An 18,082-nucleotide genomic window follows, 5' to 3' on the forward strand; every position below is an offset into this window, starting at 1 on the left:
GATCGGGCTGGATCAGTCCGATGGCTCCGACGAGTCCGACAGGGCGAACACCGAACCCGTCTCGGCGTCCATCACGCAGGAGTTCGAGAAAGTGCGCGAGTACTCCACCTGGCGGCCGCCCCACTCCCCGCTCGCGGAGGCGGTGACCGGCGCGTAGATCATGGAACAGACGACGTCGGGCTTGACCGGGATTCGGGCGATGTCCCCGTCGGCGGCGGCGAGTTCCTTGCAGGCCTCGGCCGCATGGGAGTGACCCCGGGGCGGGTCGCAGTGCAGGAGCGTGCCGATGATGCTGCTGGTGTGGTCGTCGCCGCTGCTGACGGTGAGGTGCAGCGAGTTACTCTCGGCCGCTTCCTCGGGCAGCGCGTGCGCCGGGGCGAAGCCCAGGGTGAGCAGGGCGACCGTCGCGAGCAGACCGCCGCGTACCGCTTGCATGTTTCGTGTCATTCCCGATGCATCGGCAGCGCGGCCTGCGAACCCCACCCCTTCTCACCCGAATGCGAGCGCACGGGCGCGCCCCGCCCGGCGAGTTCGCACGCGGCGATCACCACCCGCGCTTGGTACTCGACCTGGCGGGCGACCGGAATCCAGCGGGCACCGCAGCCGTCGTGGTAGTCGGCGCACCACTCGTCGATCAGCCGGTCGAGCTCCGGCAGCACCCCGCACGGGTCCTGCCCGGAGCCGGTCACGAGCTGGTGCAGCAGCCCCGCCGTGCGCAGGGCGACCCGGCGTCCAGCGAGGCGCAGGGCCGTCAGGCGGGCGGTGTCGAGCGGCGGCAGAGGGCGGGCGCCGGCGTCGTCCACGTCGGGGTCCCAGGAGTCGGCGAGCCCGGGGCCGACCAGTAAATAGTCGTCGACAGGCGCGAGAAGGCCTGCGACGTCCGAGGAGGTGCCGAGGCCGGGGCGGATCCGCTCGAGGAGGCCCTCCAGGAGCCGGGTGTCGTGGCGCAGCGTGTGGCTGACGGAGCGCAGCACCGCGTCGGCGTCGGCGGGCCTGTTGGCGTCCTCCACGGCTGTCACGCCCCACATGGGGGCCTCGACGACCGCCGTCACAGTGCCGTACCGGTGCGGGTGGAACCAGGTGGACTCGACCGCGGCCTCGGTGATGGCGGCGGCCAGGTCGGTCGGGCGCGGCGGCGGGATGCGGTAGACGGCGGGGCCGAGCGTCGGCCAGTACAGGGTGTCGTACGCTCCCAGTTCGCGCGGGATGCCGAGGCGGGCCGCGGCGTGCGCGACGCGTTGGGCGAGGCCGGGGAGCTCGCGGGTCAGCTCGACGAAGGCCCCGCCGACGTCGACGCCGTGCAGGGAACACTGGAAGAAAGGCCGCAGCTCGTCCTGGAGGTCGAGGAGGGCGCGTGTCTCGGGCAGGGCGGCGCCGTCGGCGCCCTCGGGCAGCCACTCGGGCTGCTCGCGGAAGCCCGGCCGAAAGAAGTGCCGGAAGTAGTGGCCGAGGGTGTACGGGCCCGACAGCCAGGCCTCGTTGCGCCGGGCGCCGTCGGGGTCGAGGCAGAGCAACAGGTTCCAGGTGGTGTCGGCGCCGTCGCGGAGCCGGGGGTCGGCGAGCGTCCGTTCGGCCAGCCTCAGGGCCGTGGCGCCGCCCACGGGCTCGTTGGCGTGCGGTCCGGCGACGACGAGGACCTGCCGGCTGCCGTGCCCGACGGACAGGAGCCACAGCGGTGTGCCTGCCCGTGACGTGCCCACACGACGCAGTCGGGCGTCGCGCGGCCGGTCGGCGACAAGCGCGGCGGCACGGGCGCTCAGCTCGTCCACCGTCGGGTAGCGGAGGAGTGGCGGCAGGGCACACCTCCACGAATGTGGTGCCGTCGTTTCACCTGATGTACATGGTGTACACACAGTCAGTCACGACTGGGGAGGTACGTCAACACCGCCGAAGGCAAGAGGGGCAGGAGGGAACCGGTGTGCGAAACCCGGGCGCCGATCAGGATGAGGCGAGCCGGAAGGTCATCCGTCCGAAGCCGATCTGGTCGCCGTCCTTGACGACGGCGGCGCCGATCACACGCCGTCCGTTGACGGTCGTCCCGTTGGTCGAGCCGAGGTCGCGCAGCACCCACAGGCCGCCCTGGCTGCTCAGTTCGGCGTGTATGCGTGACACCGTCTCGTGGTTGAGCCGCAGCCCGTTGGCGGGGTCGCGGCCGATCCGCAGCGGGTACGGACCGGCCGGCTGGGGCAGCAGCAGCTTCGGCAGCCGCTCGGCCTGCCAGGCCCTGCGCAGTCGCACGGTGAAGCCGGAGACCGCCTCGACGGTGCCGAACACCGCCTTCGACCAGCGGCCGCCCTCGGCGGGCAGGTCGGCGGTGAGCACGGCGAGTTCGTCGGACCTGCGGGCCGTGAGCGCCAGCTCCATGCGGCGGATGAACGTGTCGTGCGAGAGGCGCCCGAGGGCGACGCCGTCACGGAGCGCCTTCAGCGCCCGGTCGCGCTCCGCGTCGGACAGCCGCGCGGGGTACGTGTGGAACTCGAAGGACGACGTCACGCAGGTGATTGTCGGTCAGGACGAGCGGGGTGTCCAGAAAAACCGGAAACGGCCGCCGCGGCGGGCGGGTTGGCTCCACGCGACGATGACACAGGTGGCCCGGCGATCACGCGACGGCCGTGCGGCCATCGCGTGGCAAACGCGCGGCAAAAGGGTGGATTCGAAAGCGAATCGATCTCGCGTGCAGCACCATGGACGGGCTACGTCACGGAGAGCGGACAAGGGGGAACCGTCTGTGCGGTTCGAGGTGTGGGCACCGCAGGCCGACCGGGTGACGCTCCACTGCGCGGGCGCCACGCGCGCGTTGGAGCGCGATCCGGAGCGCGCCGGATGGTGGACGGGCGATGCGGACGCGCAGGAGGGGACGCGGTACGGGTTCGCGGTGGACGACGGCCCCGTGCTGCCCGATCCCCGCTCGCGACGACAGCCGGAGGGCCCCGACGGGCTGAGCGCGGTGGTCGACCAGGAGCGGTACGCCTGGCGGGCCGAATGGGCGGGGCGCCCGCTGCCGGGTGCGGTCCTCTACGAGCTGCACGTGGGGACGTACACCCGCGAAGGCACGCTGGACGCGGCCGCCGGGCGGCTCGGGCATCTGGCGGAACTGGGCGTCACACACGTCGAGTTGATGCCGCTGTGCCCGTTCCCGGGGCGGCACGGCTGGGGGTACGAGGGGGTCTCGCCGTGGGCCGTGCACGAGCCCTACGGCGGCCCCGAGGCGCTGAAGCGCTTTGTCGACCGGGCGCACGAACTCGGCCTGGGCGTCGTCCTCGACGTCGTGCACAACCACCTCGGGCCGTCCGGCAACCACCTGCCCGGGTTCGGGCCGTACTTCACGGACACCCATCAGACGCCCTGGGGCTCCGCCGTGAACCTGGACGCACCCGGTTCGGACGAGGTGCGCGCATATCTCGTCGGCAGCGCGCTCGCGTGGCTGCGCGACTACCGGCTCGACGGGCTGCGCCTCGACGCGGTGCACGCGCTGCGGGACACGCGCGCGTGCCACTTCCTGGAGGAGCTGTCCACGGCCGTGGACGCCCTCGCCGACGACCTCGGCCGGCCGCTCTTCCTGATCGCCGAATCGGATCTGAACGACCCGCGCCTCGTCACCCCTCGCGAAGAGGGCGGACTCGGGCTGCACGCGCAGTGGAACGACGACTTCCACCACGCGCTGCACACCGCCCTGACCGGTGAGGCGCAGGCCTACTACGCGGACTTCGCACGAACCCCGATCGCGGCGCTCGCGAAGACGCTGACGTCCGGCTTCTTCCACGACGGCACGTACTCCAGCTTCCGCGGGCGAGGTCACGGCCGCCCGCTCGACCGTACGCGCGTCTCGGCGCACCGCCTGCTCGGTTACGCCCAGACCCACGACCAGATCGGCAACCGCGCACAGGGCGACCGGCTCTCGGCGTCGCTCTCCCCCGGCCTGCTGGCCTGCGCGGCCGCGCTGACGCTCACCGGGCCCTTCACGCCGATGCTGTTCATGGGCGAGGAGTGGGCGGCGGGCACGCCCTGGCAGTTCTTCACCGACCACACCGATCCCGAGCTCGCCGAGGCCGTACGGCGGGGCAGGCGCCGGGAGTTCGCGGCGCACGGCTGGGCCGAGGAGGACGTCCCCGATCCACAGGACCCGGCGACCCGGGACCGCTCCAGCCTCGACTGGTCGGAACCCGAAAAGGCGCCCCACGCGCGCGTGCTGGCCTGGTACCGCGCGCTGATCGGGCTGCGCCACCGCCTGCCCGACCTCTCGGACCCCGATCTCGCCGCCGTCAAGGTCGCCCACGACGAGGAGGCACGCTGGCTGGCCCTGCGGCGCGGAGACGTCCGGGTGGCGGTGAACCTCGCCAAGGAGGCCGCCGCGATCCCGCTCGGCATCCGCCACGCGCGCGTGCTGGCCACGTGGGAGCCGGTCGAGGCCCTGGGCCCGGACGGGATGCTGAACGTGCCGGGCGAGTCGTGCGTGGTGGTGGCGCAGGTGTGAACAGCCTGGCGCAGGCGTGACCGTGCTGGCGCAGGTGTGAGCGTGTCGGCGAAGGCGTGAGCGCCGGGGCTTCAGTCGTCGCCCGGCAGTTCCGTGAGGCGTTCGAGGAGGATCGCCTCCCATGCCCGGTCGAGTTGGGTCCGCAGGAGCGGCACGGGGCTGCTGCCGCGGCCCTGGAGGCGGTCGGCGAGGCGGATCACGCTGTCGCAGCGGGACAGCCACAGGCCGCGCAGACAGGGGCGGGCGCCGTACCCGGCGAGGGTGGCGGCGCGTACGGCGGCGGGGGCGCCGACGGCGATCGCGAGCCCGGCGATGTCCTCGGCGGGGTCTCCGACGACCGCGTCGGTCCAGTCGAGGACGCCGCGCACCCGGCCGTCGGCGCTCACCACCAGGTGTTCGCCCTTGAGGTCGTGGTGCACGAGAACGGCGGCCGCGGGCTGCGCGGCGAGCTGCTCGGCGGCGAGAGCGGTGAGCTGGGCGAGGCGCCCGGGGTCGAACTCGTCGGCGGCGGCGAGCTGCTCGGCGGCCTGCACGGCGGCCGTTCGCAGCTCTTCCAGGGAGCGCGGCGCGACGCGTGGCACACCCAGCGTCTCGACCTGGCGTACGGGCACCTCGCGCAGCCCCGTGAGCAGACCCGCCAGGTCGGCCTCGCCGACCGCCGACACGTCCTGCACCTCGCCGGAGCGGCCCGGCAGCCGGGTGTCCAGGGTGTAGGCCAGCCCGGCCGCCCACTCTCCGTGCGCGGCGCTCGCCGGGACCGCGACACCGATGTGCGGGCGGATCAGGTCCCGCAGCCTCAGCTCGCGGCGCCGGCGCGCGGAGGCGTCACGGTCCGGGGCGAGCCGCAGCACGTGGCGGGTGCCGATCCACCAGGTGCGGTGTTCGCCGCCCTCGGCGACGGGCCGGACGTCGGGTCCCGCTCCCACCGTCTCGGCGTCGGCGAGCAGCGGACGGACCAGTCGGCGGACGATGTCCGCGGTCGGTGTCGGTGCCTGGGTCATGGTCGCGCCGTTGTCATCCGGGGAGGTGGGTAGTGCTTCTGGTGGTCGGTGGTCGGTTGTCGGTCAGTCGACGATCGCCATCTCGCGGGACGTGGTGTTGAGGCGCCGTCCGCTCTCCTCGGTCACCGTCACGATGTCCTCGATGCGCACTCCGAAGCGGCCGGGCAGATAGATGCCGGGCTCCACGGAGAAGCACATCCCGGGTACGAGGGGCTGCTGCTCACCCTCGATCATGTAGGGCGGTTCGTGGGTGGTGACGCCGATGCCGTGCCCGGTGCGGTGGATGAAGTACTCGCCGTATCCGGCCTCGGTGATGACCGCCCGGGCCGCCCGGTCGACGTCCTGGCAGGTGGCGCCGGGCCTGACCGCGGCGACGCCCGCCTCCTGGGCGGCGCGCACGATGTCGTGCACCTTGCGCTCCTCGTCGTCCGGTTCGCCGACGTGCACCGTGCGGGAGGTGTCGGAGCCGTAGCCGTGCTTGAGGCCGCCGAAGTCGAGGACGACCATGTCGCCCCGCTCGATGACGCGCTCGCCCGCCTCGTGGTGCGGGTTGGCGCCGTTGGGGCCCGAGGCGACGATGGTGAAGTCGACCTGCGCGTGCCCGAACCGGCGCAGCAGATCGGCGAGGTCGGTGGCGACGTCGGTCTCCCGGCGCCCGGCGAAGGGAACTTTCCGGATTTCCTCGTACGTTGCGTCAGCGGCCGCCCCGGCGGCCGCCAACCGCCCCAGTTCCGCCGCGTCCTTGACCGCCCGCAGCATCGGCAGGGCCTCGGTGAGGGCCGCGTAGCGCGTGTCGGGCAGCCGCTCCTGGAGGCCGAGCAGGTGCAGGGCCCAGGCGTTGTCGCTGACTCCGAAGCGGCCGTTGCCCGCCAGGAGCGACGCGGTCGCCTCGTACGGGTCCTTGCCGTCGGTCCAGTCCCGGAGGGTCAGCATGGGTGCCGCCGCTGCCGCGTCCGGGGCCTCCAGGGTGGGCACGACCAGGACGGGGTCCTGTCCGGCCCTGAGTACCAACAGAGTGAGCCGCTCGGTCTCCACGGGCCGGTAGCCGGTCAGCCACACCAGATCGGGCCCGGGGGCGATCAGGACGCCGTCGAGCCCGGCGTCCGCGGCGGTCTCGGCCGCGCGCCGCATACGGGCCTGGTAGTCACCGGCGGTGAAGGGCGCGGGCGTGCCGGTCATCCATGCCTCCGTCTGTCCGCAGTTTCCCCAGGGGCTACGGGCAGCATCCTGCCCTTTTGCCGATGCGCACGCGAGCCGGTTGCGGCCATGTCGTCAGTCCGCGAGCCCTGCTAACGGCTAAGTATTGCCATGCCGTTAGATCTAATGGTTGCATTCACATGGTCCCATTAAAGCGGGCGCGCGGACAGGTGGACATCAAGGGGAGGGCGAGGGCCATGCTCGTACTGGCACACATCAGCGATCTGCATCTCGACGGGACCCAGCGGGCAACCGAGCGGGCCGAGCGGGTGCGAGACCGGCTGTGGGAGCTGCCCGGACGGGTGGACGCGCTGCTGGTGACCGGTGACATCGCGGATCACGGCACGGAGACCGAGTACGAGGACGCGGCGCGCCTGCTCGGGCTGCGCGACAGGGAAGCCCCCTTCCCCGTACTCATCTGCCCGGGCAACCACGACAGCCGCGCCCCCTACCGCAAGGCCCTGCTCGGGGAACCCGCGTCCGAGGGGCCGGTCAACAGCGTGCACCTCTTCGATGACGCCGCCGTACTGATGTGCGACTCCAGCATTCCGGGACGCGACGAGGGCGACCTCGACGAGGAGACGTACGACTGGATCGAGGCGACCCTCGACGAGCTGGACGGCGGCCTTCCGGCGCTGCTCGCCTTCCACCACCCACCGGTGGCACTGCATCATCCGCTCCCGGACGGGTACCAGCTGCGCCGGCCACATGCCCTGGCCGCCCTGATGGAGCGTCGGCCCGAGGTCGTCGGGCTCGTCACCGGGCATGCGCACACGCCCGCCTCGACCGTCTTCGCCGGGCGACCGCTCGTCGTCGGCCCCGGGGTGACGTGGACGCTGCGGCTGCCCTGGGAAGGAGAGGGGGCCGCCGACCGGGACGCCCCTCCCGGGTTCGCGTTCCACGTGCTGGACGACGAGGGACGGTTGACGAGCCACTTCAAGGTGGTCTGACCTCAGGTCACGATTCCTGGGACCGTGGACAGTTGCCGCCTCTCACCGTCCGAGCGCCGCACGGTGAGGGTGACGGCGCTCCCGGGGTGCGCGGACGCGACCGCGCGGGCGAGGTCGGCGGCCGACCAGACCCGGGTGTCGCCGAAGGCGAGCAGGACGTCGCCGCGGACCAGGCCCGCCGTGTAGCCGGGGCCCGGGACGTGGACGCCTACGACGAGTGCGCCCTCGCTCTCGGGGACATCGACGACCTCGAGAGCGAGCGTTGCCTTCGCCGGTTCTTCGGCGGGCTCCTTGGCGGTCTCGTTGGTGGACTCCTGCGTCTGTGCTGAATTCCGGCTGTTCGGCGCCGACTTGAAGTCGCCGGACGGAGGGGCGCCGGTCGCCTGCTTCTGCAGGTCCGCCAGCTTGCTCATGCCGATCACCGTGGCACCCACGGTGCCGAGTCCGACGCCCGAAAGGACCAGGACGGTCCCGACGAAGAGGCCGAAGAGCAGGGACGTCAGCCGCTTGCCGCGGCGCCGCGCCGCATGCGGGCGCCGGGTGGTGCCGGACGGACGGCCGCCGCCCGGCTCCTGACCGGGCATCGGCTTGGGTCGCAACGCGGTCTGTTCCATGGATCGCCTCCGGCAGATGCTCTAGGGACCGCCCCCGGCTGTTGCTCTACCCGGCGCACCGGCGCACGACGATTCACGAACGAGTGAGACTGTCGAGCGCGTTCGAGGGGTTTGCCGGCCCCCGGGCGTCGACGAGGTCGAGGTTTTCTCGGCGATGTCCTGTTGTCGGTGGAGCACCACGCCCTCGCCAAGACGGCGGCTGTCGACGTGGCGCTCGCCGAGGAGGTCCGCTAAGGGCGTCGAGCGGAGCCTCGCCGGGACCACGGGCGTCACTGTGGAATCGGCACCGCCGGGGCCTTCGGCAGGATGAACTCCGCGGCGGCTCCGACCCCCTTCGGCGGACTGAACGACGGCGTGGCTCGCTCTGCGACGTCCAGATCGAGCTCCGCCACGGCTTCCGCCTTCGCCTTCGCCTTCGCCTTCGTGTCCGCGTCCGCGTCCCGGGGGACGGGCACCGGCACGGCCGCCGGCGCCGACGGCGGGCTGAACGCGGACGCTGGTCCCGGCGCCCGCCGCGGTCCGGCTTCCGTCCCGCCGTAGGGCACCGCGGGTGCGCGGTCGGGGACGAAGCCGTGGGCGCGGCGGGCCAGGTCCGCGGCGCCGTAGCGATGGCAGTCCTGGTGCCACTTCAGGATTCCGGAGAGCCAGTTCTGGAGTTGCACCACATAACCGTCCATGATCCCGCGCTCCTCCTGTGAGAGCTTGAAGTCCTCGTACAGGATGGGCAGTTCATGGGCGGCGACGTGCTGGAACTGCTGCATGCGCTGGGTCATCAGGTCGTGGATGATGCCGAGCCCGGTCGGGTAGTCGCAGCCGAAGAAGTTCTGCACGACGAGGATGGCGTTGTGGACCTCGCCCTCGTACTCGATCTCCTTCTGGTACGAGAAGACGTCGTTGATCAGCATCCCGTAGTCGATGGCGGCGTTCTCCAGCGACCGGACGGGACCGCTGCGGTAGACCTCCTGCGGGAGCTTGGGGCCGTGGCCCAGGCGGCACAGGTTCAGGGTGAGGTCGGAGCCGAAGGTGGCGCGGCGCATCTCCAGGTAGTCGATCGGGTCGGGGATACGGTGCTGAAGCTGGTTCGACAGCTCCCACACCCAGCTCTCCGTCATCTTGTCCACGTCGCCCCGGAGCTTGCGCCGCTCGTCCGGCGTCATCTTCGCCGTCGTGCGTTCCCACAGATCGAGGAGGCCGTGTTCCATGGCGTTGGCCGGGACCGGGGTGGGTTCGCCGTTGACGGGCATGCAGGCCGAGAGGCGTTCGGTGGTCAGCTTGGCGGCCGCCAGGTCGCGGCGGTGGCCGAAGACGAGCGGGTAGTAGTCGTCGCCGTACGTGCCCCAGGCCAGCCACTGTGAGCTGAGGTCGAGTGCCTCCTCGGTGGCGTCCGGGTGGATGCCGGCCGCGCACAGCGGAAGATCGTACGCCTCCAGTTTGTCCTCGTCCCAGACGCCCTCCTTGAGCATGCCCATCTCGTACATCCAGCCGGTGAGGCGGTCGCGGGCGCCGTCCAGGTGGGGGCTGAGGAAGAGTTCGAAGGGCATGTGGAAGTCGGGGAGCCGGGACGGGCCGACCTTCTGGTACGGGACGTGGTGGTACCTGCGCAGCCGCTCCGCGCCGGCCGCGGAGAGCAGGGCGCCGATGTCGACGGCGGAGGTCCCGAACTCGGTGAGGCCGAGCGGCCGGCTGCCCTCCATCGCGCCCTCGTTCATGTAGCGGCTGGAGCGCAGGTGCCACTCGTGGCCGCCCGACTGCCAGTCCTGGAGCCCCTGGGTGTAGGCGGCGACCGCCGCGACCTGGTCCGGGGCGAGGCCCTTCTCCACGGCGAGCGCGGGCACCTCGGTGAACGCCGTGTGCTCGAACTGGTGCAGGCGCGAGGTGAGGATGTCGTTGACGGTCTCGGCGGCTTGCTGGGTGGTGCAGCCGAAGAAGGTCTCCAGGACGAGGATGCCGTTGCTGAGCTCGCCCTCCTCCTCGACCTCACGCTGGTACGAGAACAGGTCGTTGCGCAGATGCACGCCGTCGGAGAACGTCTCCATCAGCACCCGCAGTGGCCTCGACCCGGCGACGGACGCGGGCACTTCGGCGGTCGCGTACTCGACGAGCCCCGCCGACCAGGGGGCGCCGCCCACCTTGCGGCGCATCTCGATGTACTCGACGGGGTTGGCGATCCGCCCCTCATTGATGTTGGAGAGCTCCCACAGCGACTCATTGAGCAGATGCTCCGTGGAGACCGAGAATCTCCGGCGCCACTCCATGGACATCGAGGGCACCGTGCGCGCCCAGAGGTCGGCGAGCCCCGCCTCGACCGGGTTCTCCGGCTCCGGTACGGGCGTCGAGAGGTCCAGCGGCATGAAGAGGGGCAACCGGTCCAGGTAGGCCTTGCCGCCGTCGCGGTCCTGGGTGCGTTTGAAGGTCTCCAGGAAGTGGTCGTCGAAGAAGAACACCCACACGTACCAGTCGGTGATGAGCGAGAGCGCCGGGCCGTCGCAGTCGGGGTGCGTGTACGCGCAGAGCAGCCCGTAGTCGTGCGCGTCGAGATCGGACTGGTCCCAGATGCCGGAGCCTTCCAGCATGCCCATTCCGCGGGCCCACTCGACCGTGTGGGCGCGTGCCTCGTCGAGGTGCGGGTTCAGCCGCGCGGGATACGGCATGTAGAAGTGCGGAAGTTCGAACGGCTGCGTCATGGCCGGGCCCTACCCAGGGTCTTTCGGGGGCATCCACAGGCCGGGACATGATCACACCATCGCGTGAATTGCCGGTCGGTCTAAAGGTTGAGCTTCGCCAGATCTCAGCTCCGGGCCTGGATCAGCGCGTGGGTGCCGCTCGTGCGCCAGCGCTGCTCCTCCGTCGCCACGAGTTCCGTCTCCGTACGGGCGTCCAGACCGACGATCACGTCCGACTTGAGGGTGCGCAGGGCGGCGACCGGGCCGGGGAAGTAAGCCGTCGGCACGGCGAAGGGCGTGGTGGCCGGCCGGAGTCGGTCGCCGATGAGGCGACGGTAGTTGAGGTCGCCCTTCATGACAGTGACGTCGGCCTCGGCGAACTCCCGGCGGAGGTCGTCGGGCATGTCGGCGTACGGCAGCGGGGCGCAGGAGAAGGCATGGGCCCGGACGGTGAGCCGGCCGTCGGTCATGGCCGACCACAGGCGTCGGCCGGACTCGCGGGCCGCCCCCTTCGCGTTCGTGAGGTGGCGCAGGGCGTCGACCACGTCGGCGGTGGTGGCGTCGGACACGTAGTACGGGTACGGCTTCACGTGCAGGACGGTCCGCTCGACGCGTCGGTGGCGCAGGAGGTGGTCGATGAGGAGCAGGTCGGGGATGAGTTCCCGGCCGGAGTTGTCCGCGACCAGGCAGAGGGTGCCTCCGGCGAACAGTGACCGCAGCAAGTCGCTGTCGTTCGCCACGAGTTGCGAGTCCGCTGACGTCTGCCCCTCGGCGCCGGCCAGGCGGAAGCCGAGGTCGGCGCGGTTGCCCCACAGCGAGCCGTGCAGCAGTGCTTCCTCCTGGTCCTCGACCGTCCGGTGCGCGAGTTCGTCCAGCGCCGCCAGTTCCTCGTCCGCCTCCGGGGTGTCGAGTTCCGCGAGCTTGAAGGGGCGGAAGGGATCGATGCCTCTCCAGGGGCCGGGGGTGAAATAGCCGACCGCTTCGAGGAGTTGGCGGTAGAAGTAGCTTTCGGACCAGAGGAAGGGCACATCGAACCAGGAGCGGCCGAAGTACGCCGGCCCACCCCACTTCTCCCACTGCTCCCGGTCCGCCGCCCGCGCGCCGAGCGGCTCGATGACGCCGTCGGTGGCGCTCTTCAGCAGGGCGTCGAGCGCGCGGTGCTGCTCGGGGCCGTACGGGAAGGCGTCCCGCACCTTGCGGATGAGTGCCGGATGCCGCTCGGCCAGCACACTCCACGGGAACGAGCCCGGCACATTGCTGAGGATCACGGGCGCGTCGACGGGTTCAGACATGCGGCTCACCGTACCGGCCGAGCCGGGCCCGGCCGAGCCGAAAGGGGCGGTCGACACACGCGCGTCGGCCGCCCCTCCCCCCGTATACCCCTAGGCCCTGCTCAGAAGGTCAGTTTCCAGCTGTTGAGGGTGCCGGTGTCCTGCGCGGCCGTGTCCTGGACGCGGAGCTTCCAGGTGCCGTTCGCGGTCTCGCTGGAGGCGTTCACGGAGTAGGTGGTGTTGACGTTGTCCGCGGAATCCGAGGTGCTCGAGGCCTTCAGGCGGTACGTCGAGCCGTCCGGCGCGACCAGGTCGAGGACCAGGTCACCGCGGTAGGTGTGGGTGATGTCGACGCCGACCTGGAGGGCCGACGGCGCACTGCCGCTGATGCCGCTGACCGCGAGGGAGGACTCGATCGCCGAGCCGTTGTCCGGGATGGAGACGGCCGAGCCGCTGGTGAAGGTGGTGCCGCCCGTGGAGCCACCGGAGCCGCTCACCGCCTGCACCGTCTTGGCCGCGTCCGCGAGACCGGCGCCACAGCCGCCCGAGCAGGCCCCGGGAAGCGCACGGGCGTTGGTCTTGATGGCCAACTCGATCTGGGCCGGGGTCAGCGAGGAGTTCGCCGACTTCATCAGCGCCGCCAGGCCCGCGATGTGCGGGGTGGCCATGCTGGTGCCCTGGTAGTACTCGTACGACTCCGAGGACGGCGTGCTCGCGCCGGAGTTCAGCGTGGACAGGATGCCGTTCGCGGTGCCGGTGCTGGTCTGGCCGCCGGGCGCCGAGATGTCCACGAGGGAACCGTAGTTGGAGTACGAGGCCTTGGCACCGGTGCGGTTGGTCGCGGCGACCGAGATCACGTTGCCGCAGTTGCCCGGCGAGTGGTTCGCCACGTTGTCGTTCTCGTTGCCGGCGGCCACGACGACGGTCGTACCGCGGTTCACGGCGGCGGTGATGGCGCTCTGGGTCGCCGAGCTGCAGGCGCCGTCGCCGCCCAGGCTCATGTTGATGACCTTGGCCACGTTGGCGTTGGCGGGAACACCGGAGACGGTGCCGCCGGACGCCCAGGTGATGGCGTCGATGATGTCGGAGTCGTAGCCGCCGCACTTGCCGAGCACACGCACCGGGGAGATCTTCGCGCCGTACGCGATGCCGGCGATGCCCTTGCTGTTGTTGGTGACCGCGGCGATGGTGCCGGCCACGTGGGTGCCGTGCCAGGAGGAGTCGCTGGCCGGGATGCCGGAGCCGCACTCGTTGGCCGCGTAGTAGTCGCCCGGGTCGGCCGGGTTGCTGTCACGCCCGTTGCCGTCGACCGAGACCGCGGTGTCGGAGATGAAGTCGTAGCCGGCGACGATGTTCGCGGCCAGGTCGGAGTGGGTGACGTAGCCGGTGTCGATGACGGCGACGGTGACGCCGCTGCCGGTGGCAGTGGTCCAGGCACCCGGGACGTTCATGCCGGCCGTGGACTCGAAGAGGTCCCACTGCTTGGCGTACTCGGTGTCGTTCGGGTCGGCCTTCGGCGTGTTCAGGCGGTCCGGTACGGCGTACGCGACCTGCGGGTCGGCCTGGTACTGAGCGATGACATCGGCGACGTCCTTCTTGCCGAGCTCGTCGCCCAGGTCGACGAGGGCCGCGCCGGTGCCGAGGCGGCGGGTGAAGTCGAGGTTCTCGCCCGCCTCCTTGCCCTTGGCCTCGGCGTCGGCGGAGGCGGCGGAGTTGGACTTGGCCTCGGCGGCACCGGACTTGTAGCCGACGATGAGTCGCTCGGTGGGAGCGGCCACGGCCTGTGCGGCCGGGGTGACCTCGGCCTTGTCGGTGGACGTCGGGGCGGCGGCGACCGAGGTGGTCATTCCGGCCAGTACGGCGGCGGATATCGCGGCGACGGATATCAGCTTCCGTCCGGCGTCGCGGGAACCGGAGCGGGAACCGGAGGGAGTGGGGGTGGGACGCAAGGGCTTGCCTTTCGTGGCCGGCTCCGGGCCGCGCGGGGCATGACAGAGCATCGCGGGGCAGCACGGAGCAGCGGTCGAATCGCTTCGTCGTCGAAGCGGCGGGGGGTGCAATTCCAGAAGCGGCGCGGTGGCCGGCCATGCGCCAGCGACCGATCAGGGGTTGCCTGTGGGTCAGCTGTGATCGAACGATAGGTAAAGCCCAGGTACTACGGATACAGGGGAAACCCTCGATCCGGCCGGTAACCAACCCTCGGAGGCGGTCAGTTGACCTGGAGTGTCCACGTTCGCGCCGATCGTGGCCGTACCCGCACGGCCGCTTTCCTCCGGGTCGCGGATCTGAACACGCGGCAGCTGGTTGCCGTACTTCACGGTGCCCCCGCTTCCCGACTTCCCCCACCCGCCGAGGAGACCCACCGGATGACCGCCCACCGCACCGCCACCGCGGCCGCCGTCGCCGTGGCGACTCCGCTGCTTCTCATGACGTGGGCCGTGGGTCCGGCCCAGGCGCACGGCGCACCGACGGATCCGGTCAGCCGGGTGGTGGCGTGCTCGCCCGAGGGCGGCAGCCGGATCCAAAGCGCGGCCTGCAAGGCGGCGATCGCTGCGAACGGCGCGCCCTTCACCGCCTGGGACAACCTCCGGGTGGCCGGCGTCAACGGCAGGGACCGCCAGGTGATCCCCGACGGGCAGCTGTGCAGCGGAGGTCTGTCCGCCTACAAGGGGCTCGACCTCGCCCGCGCCGACTGGCCCTCGACGCGTCTGACGCCGGGCGCGCCCTTCACTCTCGCGTACAGCTCGACGATCCCGCACACGGGGATCTTCAAGCTGTTTCTGACCAAGCCCGGGTACGACCCGGCCAAGCCGTTGAAGTGGTCCGACCTGCCGGAGAAACCGTTCGCCACGGCCACCGATCCGGCGCTGGTGAACGGCGCCTACCGCGTCAAGGGCACACTGCCGTCCGACCGGACCGGCCGCCAGATGCTCTTCACGATCTGGCAGAACACGAGCACGGCGGACACGTACTACTCGTGCTCGGACGTGGTCTTCCCAGCCGGTGGCGGCGGTACGGGGGCGGCCGCGCCGGCGAACACGGCGGCGGCACGGCAGACGTCTTCACCGTCGTCGTCAACGCCGTCGCCGAGCAAGACGGCACAGGGGACCCAGAGTGAAGGGACTCAGGAAGCGACCACGTCACCGTCACCCGCGCGGAAGACCACGCCACCGCCGCCACAGGTGACCGCGCCCGACAACCTCGCCCCGGCCGCCGACAGTTCGTCCGGCGGCGGCAGCTCGCTCCCCCTCGTCGCGGGGGCGGGGGGAGCGGCCGCGTTCCTTCTCACCGCGGGCGTCGCGATCACGTTGCGACGCCGCCGCTGAAGGTCAGTTGACGGTGACCACACCGCCCCCCTGGGTGGTGTCGGTGACGGGCGCGTACTTGGCGGTGAAGTAGCCGTTGCTGAAGCACAGGGACGAGCCCGAGGACTTCGTAAACTGCTGGTTGACGAAGGCGATGCTGTTGTCGGTGTTGCTCGCTGTGCCGGTCAGGCTGGGCGCCTGGTAGACACAGGTGATGCTGCCCAGCAGGGTGCGCAGTACCAGGGTGGTCTGGATGGTCGAGCCGGCGGCCGGGGTGACGGTGACCGCGCCGGCGGAGGAGACCGTGGTGGTGTACGGCAGGTTGTCGACCTTGATGCTGGTGACGCCGAGGACACCGAGGACATTGCTGGTGCAACTGCTGAAGGTGTGGTCGGTGAGCGACTCGGTGGCCGCGCCCGGTGCCGTCGGGTTGTCGGTGACGGAGGCGGTGAAGCCCGAGGCGGCACAGGAGACGCCGCTCGTGCCGGTGCTGCTGGAGTAGAGCGTGGCCGCGGTGCCGCTCGCCAGCGAGGCGTTGAGAACGTCACCGTTCGCGACGGCGACACCGCCGGTGGTGAGCACCGGGGTGTCCTCCGCGGCGGCGGGGGAGATCGCGGAGGCCGAGAGCGCGGCGGCGACACCGACGAGGGCGAGCAGGGATCGAGTACGCATGGGGGTGCCTCTTTCTCAGATTGCTCAGACGGGGTGCGGGGTTTCCCCGAACGGGTGCGGGGCGGGAAGCCACTGCCGGTGCGACAGGAGCCGGGAGGCCACTGCCGGTACGACAGAGACCAGGAAGCCACTGCCGGTACGACAGAGACCAGGAAGCCACTGCCGGTACGACAGAGACCAGGAAGCCACTGCCGGTACGGCAGGGCTTGGCGGCCGCTGCCGGCCCGTGGCGCCTTCTCCGTACGCGACGGACCAGCAGCGGCATCAGGACCACCGGACACGGCCCCAAAGGGGGGAAGGCGGCCGTTCCGGTGCCATGGGGGGGAGGTGGTAGAGGAGGTGAGAGGGATCGCGCGGCACGTTCAGAGGCGTCACATACGCCCCACGACAAGGCGGGGGCCGGGAGGGTGACAATGCGCCGCGCTGCGGATCCGGCGCCACGGATCCGGGGAAACAAGGGAGAGTTGTAGACCTGATGAATGGTCAACGTCAAGACAGAGCAAGGAAGTTGAAGGTCAGCGCGGTCCATCCAGGCACTCGTGCACACAGTTGGAACACAATCAACATCCTTTTGCCACAAGTCCCTTGACCCTCGAATGTAACCCCCGGTAACTTCCGCGTTGGCTACTGCTGCGTAACGAGAAAGCCCTTGCGATCGCCGGGAGTTGTGAGGAGGCGTTGCGCGGCAGCCGCTGTCCGCGCCAGGACAACGTGCCACTGAAGCCCCACCTGCGTTGACTATGCCCAGGGAGCACACATGGCCTCGTCCTCGGACGCCACGGCGTCCACCTCAGAGAACCCCGAGAACCCGGAAAGCGGTTCCGGGCCCGGCAGACGCGGGCGGGTCCGCCTGCGCCGCGCGGCGGTGATGGCGGTGCCTGCCACCGCGATCGCCGCGGGACTGATGATCCTCACCGCGGAAGGCGCGCTGGGCGTGCAGTTCGCCATCTCGGGCATGCCGTTCACGGTCACCGCCACGGAGCTGAACGGAACCGGCTTCGAGCAGTTCGGCGGCCTCGACAACATGGCCGAGGGCAGTCCGAACGCCGGCGGCACCGGCGGCCAGGTCCTGATCGTCACCTCCGCGATCAAGAACGCGACACTCACCAACCTGTGCCAGAGCGTCGACCTGGGCGGTACGAACCTGGTCATCAGGGCGGGCAGCGGCAAGGACAAGGTGCAGGCGACCAATCTGACGACCGACTCGACCGAACTGTCGGGCGACGCGTCCTTCGAGAACATCGAGATCGGCAACGACGCGAGCACGCTGACCAAGGCCGGGGTCCAAGGCCCCATCGGCGTCTTCAGCCAGCAGTCCGACACCGTCCGCATCGCCAATCTGCGGCAGACCAACTACGCGACCACCGCGGCGGTGTTCAAGCTCCCAGGCCTCAAGCTCGGCTTCAGCGGCACGGGCTGCTGATGTCCTCCGTCCGGGATCTGCGGTCCGGTTTCCGGCAGTGGCGTGCGCACCGCCCCTTCTGGGGCGGGCTGCTGCTCGCCCTGGGCGGGGCGGAGATCCTCCTCACCGAGAAGGCGTCCCTGAAGGTCGTCATGCACATCGGCATGCAGGGCATGGCGGGTTACCTGCTGCCGGCGGTGATGCTGCTCTGCGGTCTGCTGATCCTCTTCAACCCGGCGCAGCGCCTCTTCTACTCCCTGCTCGGCATCCTGCTCACCCTCGGCACCTGGGTCACCTCCAACCTCGGCGGCTTCTTCATCGGCCTCCTCCTCGGAATGACCGGCAGTTGCCTGGCCTTCGGCTGGCTCCCCGACCAGGAGCCGCGGGGGCGCCTGCTGCGCCGCCGCCGGCAGCGACAGCAGCAGGCGGCAACCGAGGCCTAGGGCCTGTCCGGCGGATCATGCCGCAGACGCGGGGTCTGGCACGCCCATCTGCGGCGTTGTCGTCGGTTGCCGACTCCCCCACTCTCGGCT

15 protein-coding genes are annotated in these 18,082 nt (G+C 70.9%); 5 read left to right on the plus strand and 10 right to left on the minus strand.

The window, feature by feature from the left end:
* Window positions 1–12: 12 nt before the first annotated feature.
* The 3 genes from AB0D57_RS39635 to AB0D57_RS39645 all read right to left on the minus strand — a co-directional run bounded on the left by AB0D57_RS39635 (window position 13) and on the right by AB0D57_RS39645 (window position 2,493).
* Entirely contained in the window at window positions 13–435 is a 423-nt protein-coding gene (locus AB0D57_RS39635; protein ID WP_362085215.1) for an SSI family serine proteinase inhibitor, read from the minus strand.
* A gap of 8 nt (window positions 436–443) precedes the next feature.
* The gene (locus AB0D57_RS39640; RefSeq protein ID WP_362085217.1) at window positions 444–1,769 is read right to left on the minus strand and encodes a M14 family zinc carboxypeptidase; all 1,326 of its coding nucleotides are present in this window, start codon (window positions 1,767–1,769) and stop codon (window positions 444–446) included.
* 169 nt (window positions 1,770–1,938) lie between these two features.
* Window positions 1,939–2,493 carry an FHA domain-containing protein gene (locus AB0D57_RS39645; RefSeq protein ID WP_362085220.1) on the minus strand — a complete coding sequence of 185 codons (555 nt, stop codon included), beginning with the start codon at window positions 2,491–2,493 and terminating at the stop codon, window positions 1,939–1,941.
* Window positions 2,494–2,728: 235 nt separating this feature from the next.
* Here AB0D57_RS39645 and treZ point away from each other — a divergent pair, with 235 nt between their 5' ends.
* Window positions 2,729–4,474 (plus strand): malto-oligosyltrehalose trehalohydrolase, encoded by a 1,746-nt coding sequence (gene treZ / locus AB0D57_RS39650; protein ID WP_362085223.1) that lies wholly within the window; start codon window positions 2,729–2,731, stop codon window positions 4,472–4,474.
* Between the two features lie 71 nt (window positions 4,475–4,545).
* Here treZ and AB0D57_RS39655 read toward each other — a convergent pair whose 3' ends face one another.
* Together AB0D57_RS39655 and AB0D57_RS39660 are read right to left on the minus strand one after the other, a co-directional pair.
* A complete protein-coding gene (locus AB0D57_RS39655; RefSeq protein WP_362085226.1) occupies window positions 4,546–5,475 on the minus strand; it encodes an aminoglycoside phosphotransferase family protein in 930 nt (309 codons plus the stop codon).
* Window positions 5,476–5,538: 63 nt separating this feature from the next.
* Window positions 5,539–6,654 carry an aminopeptidase P family protein gene (locus AB0D57_RS39660; RefSeq protein WP_362085229.1) on the minus strand — a complete coding sequence of 372 codons (1,116 nt, stop codon included), beginning with the start codon at window positions 6,652–6,654 and terminating at the stop codon, window positions 5,539–5,541.
* 215 nt (window positions 6,655–6,869) lie between these two features.
* On the opposite strand from AB0D57_RS39660, the gene AB0D57_RS39665 reads away from it, so the two are divergent.
* Entirely contained in the window at window positions 6,870–7,622 is a 753-nt protein-coding gene (locus AB0D57_RS39665; RefSeq protein WP_362085232.1) for a phosphodiesterase, read from the plus strand.
* A 2-nt stretch (window positions 7,623–7,624) separates the two neighbouring features.
* Here AB0D57_RS39665 and AB0D57_RS39670 read toward each other — a convergent pair whose 3' ends face one another.
* From AB0D57_RS39670 to AB0D57_RS39685, 4 genes are all read right to left on the minus strand, one after another.
* Entirely contained in the window at window positions 7,625–8,236 is a 612-nt protein-coding gene (locus tag AB0D57_RS39670) for a PDZ domain-containing protein (protein ID WP_362085236.1), read from the minus strand.
* A 269-nt stretch (window positions 8,237–8,505) separates the two neighbouring features.
* On the minus strand, window positions 8,506–10,920 hold the full coding sequence (locus AB0D57_RS39675) for a terpene synthase family protein (RefSeq protein WP_362085240.1): 2,415 nt from the start codon (window positions 10,918–10,920) through the stop codon (window positions 8,506–8,508).
* A gap of 104 nt (window positions 10,921–11,024) precedes the next feature.
* Window positions 11,025–12,191, minus strand: coding sequence for a damage-control phosphatase ARMT1 family protein (locus AB0D57_RS39680; RefSeq protein WP_362085243.1), 1,167 nt, complete (start codon window positions 12,189–12,191; stop codon window positions 11,025–11,027).
* A gap of 101 nt (window positions 12,192–12,292) precedes the next feature.
* Window positions 12,293–14,017: a S8 family serine peptidase gene (locus AB0D57_RS39685; protein WP_362085258.1), complete on the minus strand. Its 1,725-nt coding sequence runs from the start codon at window positions 14,015–14,017 to the stop codon at window positions 12,293–12,295.
* Between the two features lie 519 nt (window positions 14,018–14,536).
* Here AB0D57_RS39685 and AB0D57_RS39690 point away from each other — a divergent pair.
* Window positions 14,537–15,496, plus strand: coding sequence for a lytic polysaccharide monooxygenase (locus AB0D57_RS39690; protein ID WP_362085246.1), 960 nt, complete (start codon window positions 14,537–14,539; stop codon window positions 15,494–15,496).
* Window positions 15,497–15,499: 3 nt separating this feature from the next.
* Here the strand turns inward: AB0D57_RS39690 and AB0D57_RS39695 are convergent, their stop codons facing one another.
* A complete protein-coding gene (locus AB0D57_RS39695; protein ID WP_362085249.1) occupies window positions 15,500–16,147 on the minus strand; it encodes a Tat pathway signal sequence domain protein in 648 nt (215 codons plus the stop codon).
* Between the two features lie 757 nt (window positions 16,148–16,904).
* On the opposite strand from AB0D57_RS39695, the gene AB0D57_RS39700 reads away from it, so the two are divergent.
* Both AB0D57_RS39700 and AB0D57_RS39705 read left to right on the plus strand, forming a co-directional pair.
* The gene (locus tag AB0D57_RS39700) at window positions 16,905–17,570 is read left to right on the plus strand and encodes a DUF6230 family protein (protein ID WP_362085252.1); all 666 of its coding nucleotides are present in this window, start codon (window positions 16,905–16,907) and stop codon (window positions 17,568–17,570) included.
* Window positions 17,570–17,992, plus strand: coding sequence for a DUF6114 domain-containing protein (locus AB0D57_RS39705; protein ID WP_362085255.1), 423 nt, complete (start codon window positions 17,570–17,572; stop codon window positions 17,990–17,992). Before AB0D57_RS39700 ends, AB0D57_RS39705 begins: the two co-directional genes overlap by 1 nt.
* The last annotated feature ends 90 nt before the right edge of the window (window positions 17,993–18,082 follow it).

It is taken from the genome of Streptomyces sp. NPDC048275 (assembly GCF_040652275.1).
Taxonomy (GTDB): Bacteria; Actinomycetota; Actinomycetes; order Streptomycetales; family Streptomycetaceae; genus Streptomyces.

Bases quoted from the DNA above. Each gene is read 5' to 3' on its own strand.
- AB0D57_RS39690 (WP_362085246.1), top strand. From the start codon at position 14,537: ATGACCGCCCACCGCACCGCCACCGCGGCCGCCGTCGCCGTGGCGACT.
- AB0D57_RS39705 (WP_362085255.1), top strand. From the start codon at position 17,570: ATGTCCTCCGTCCGGGATCTGCGGTCCGGTTTCCGGCAGTGGCGTGCG.
- AB0D57_RS39685 (WP_362085258.1), bottom strand. From the start codon at position 14,017: ATGACCACCTCGGTCGCCGCCGCCCCGACGTCCACCGACAAGGCCGAG.
- AB0D57_RS39700 (WP_362085252.1), top strand. From the start codon at position 16,905: ATGGCCTCGTCCTCGGACGCCACGGCGTCCACCTCAGAGAACCCCGAG.
- AB0D57_RS39695 (WP_362085249.1), bottom strand. From the start codon at position 16,147: ATGCGTACTCGATCCCTGCTCGCCCTCGTCGGTGTCGCCGCCGCGCTC.
- AB0D57_RS39670 (WP_362085236.1), bottom strand. From the start codon at position 8,236: ATGGAACAGACCGCGTTGCGACCCAAGCCGATGCCCGGTCAGGAGCCG.
- AB0D57_RS39680 (WP_362085243.1), bottom strand. From the start codon at position 12,191: ATGTCTGAACCCGTCGACGCGCCCGTGATCCTCAGCAATGTGCCGGGC.
- AB0D57_RS39675 (WP_362085240.1), bottom strand. From the start codon at position 10,920: ATGACGCAGCCGTTCGAACTTCCGCACTTCTACATGCCGTATCCCGCG.
- AB0D57_RS39635 (WP_362085215.1), bottom strand. From the start codon at position 435: ATGCAAGCGGTACGCGGCGGTCTGCTCGCGACGGTCGCCCTGCTCACC.
- AB0D57_RS39660 (WP_362085229.1), bottom strand. From the start codon at position 6,654: ATGACCGGCACGCCCGCGCCCTTCACCGCCGGTGACTACCAGGCCCGT.
- AB0D57_RS39665 (WP_362085232.1), top strand. From the start codon at position 6,870: ATGCTCGTACTGGCACACATCAGCGATCTGCATCTCGACGGGACCCAG.
- AB0D57_RS39655 (WP_362085226.1), bottom strand. From the start codon at position 5,475: ATGACCCAGGCACCGACACCGACCGCGGACATCGTCCGCCGACTGGTC.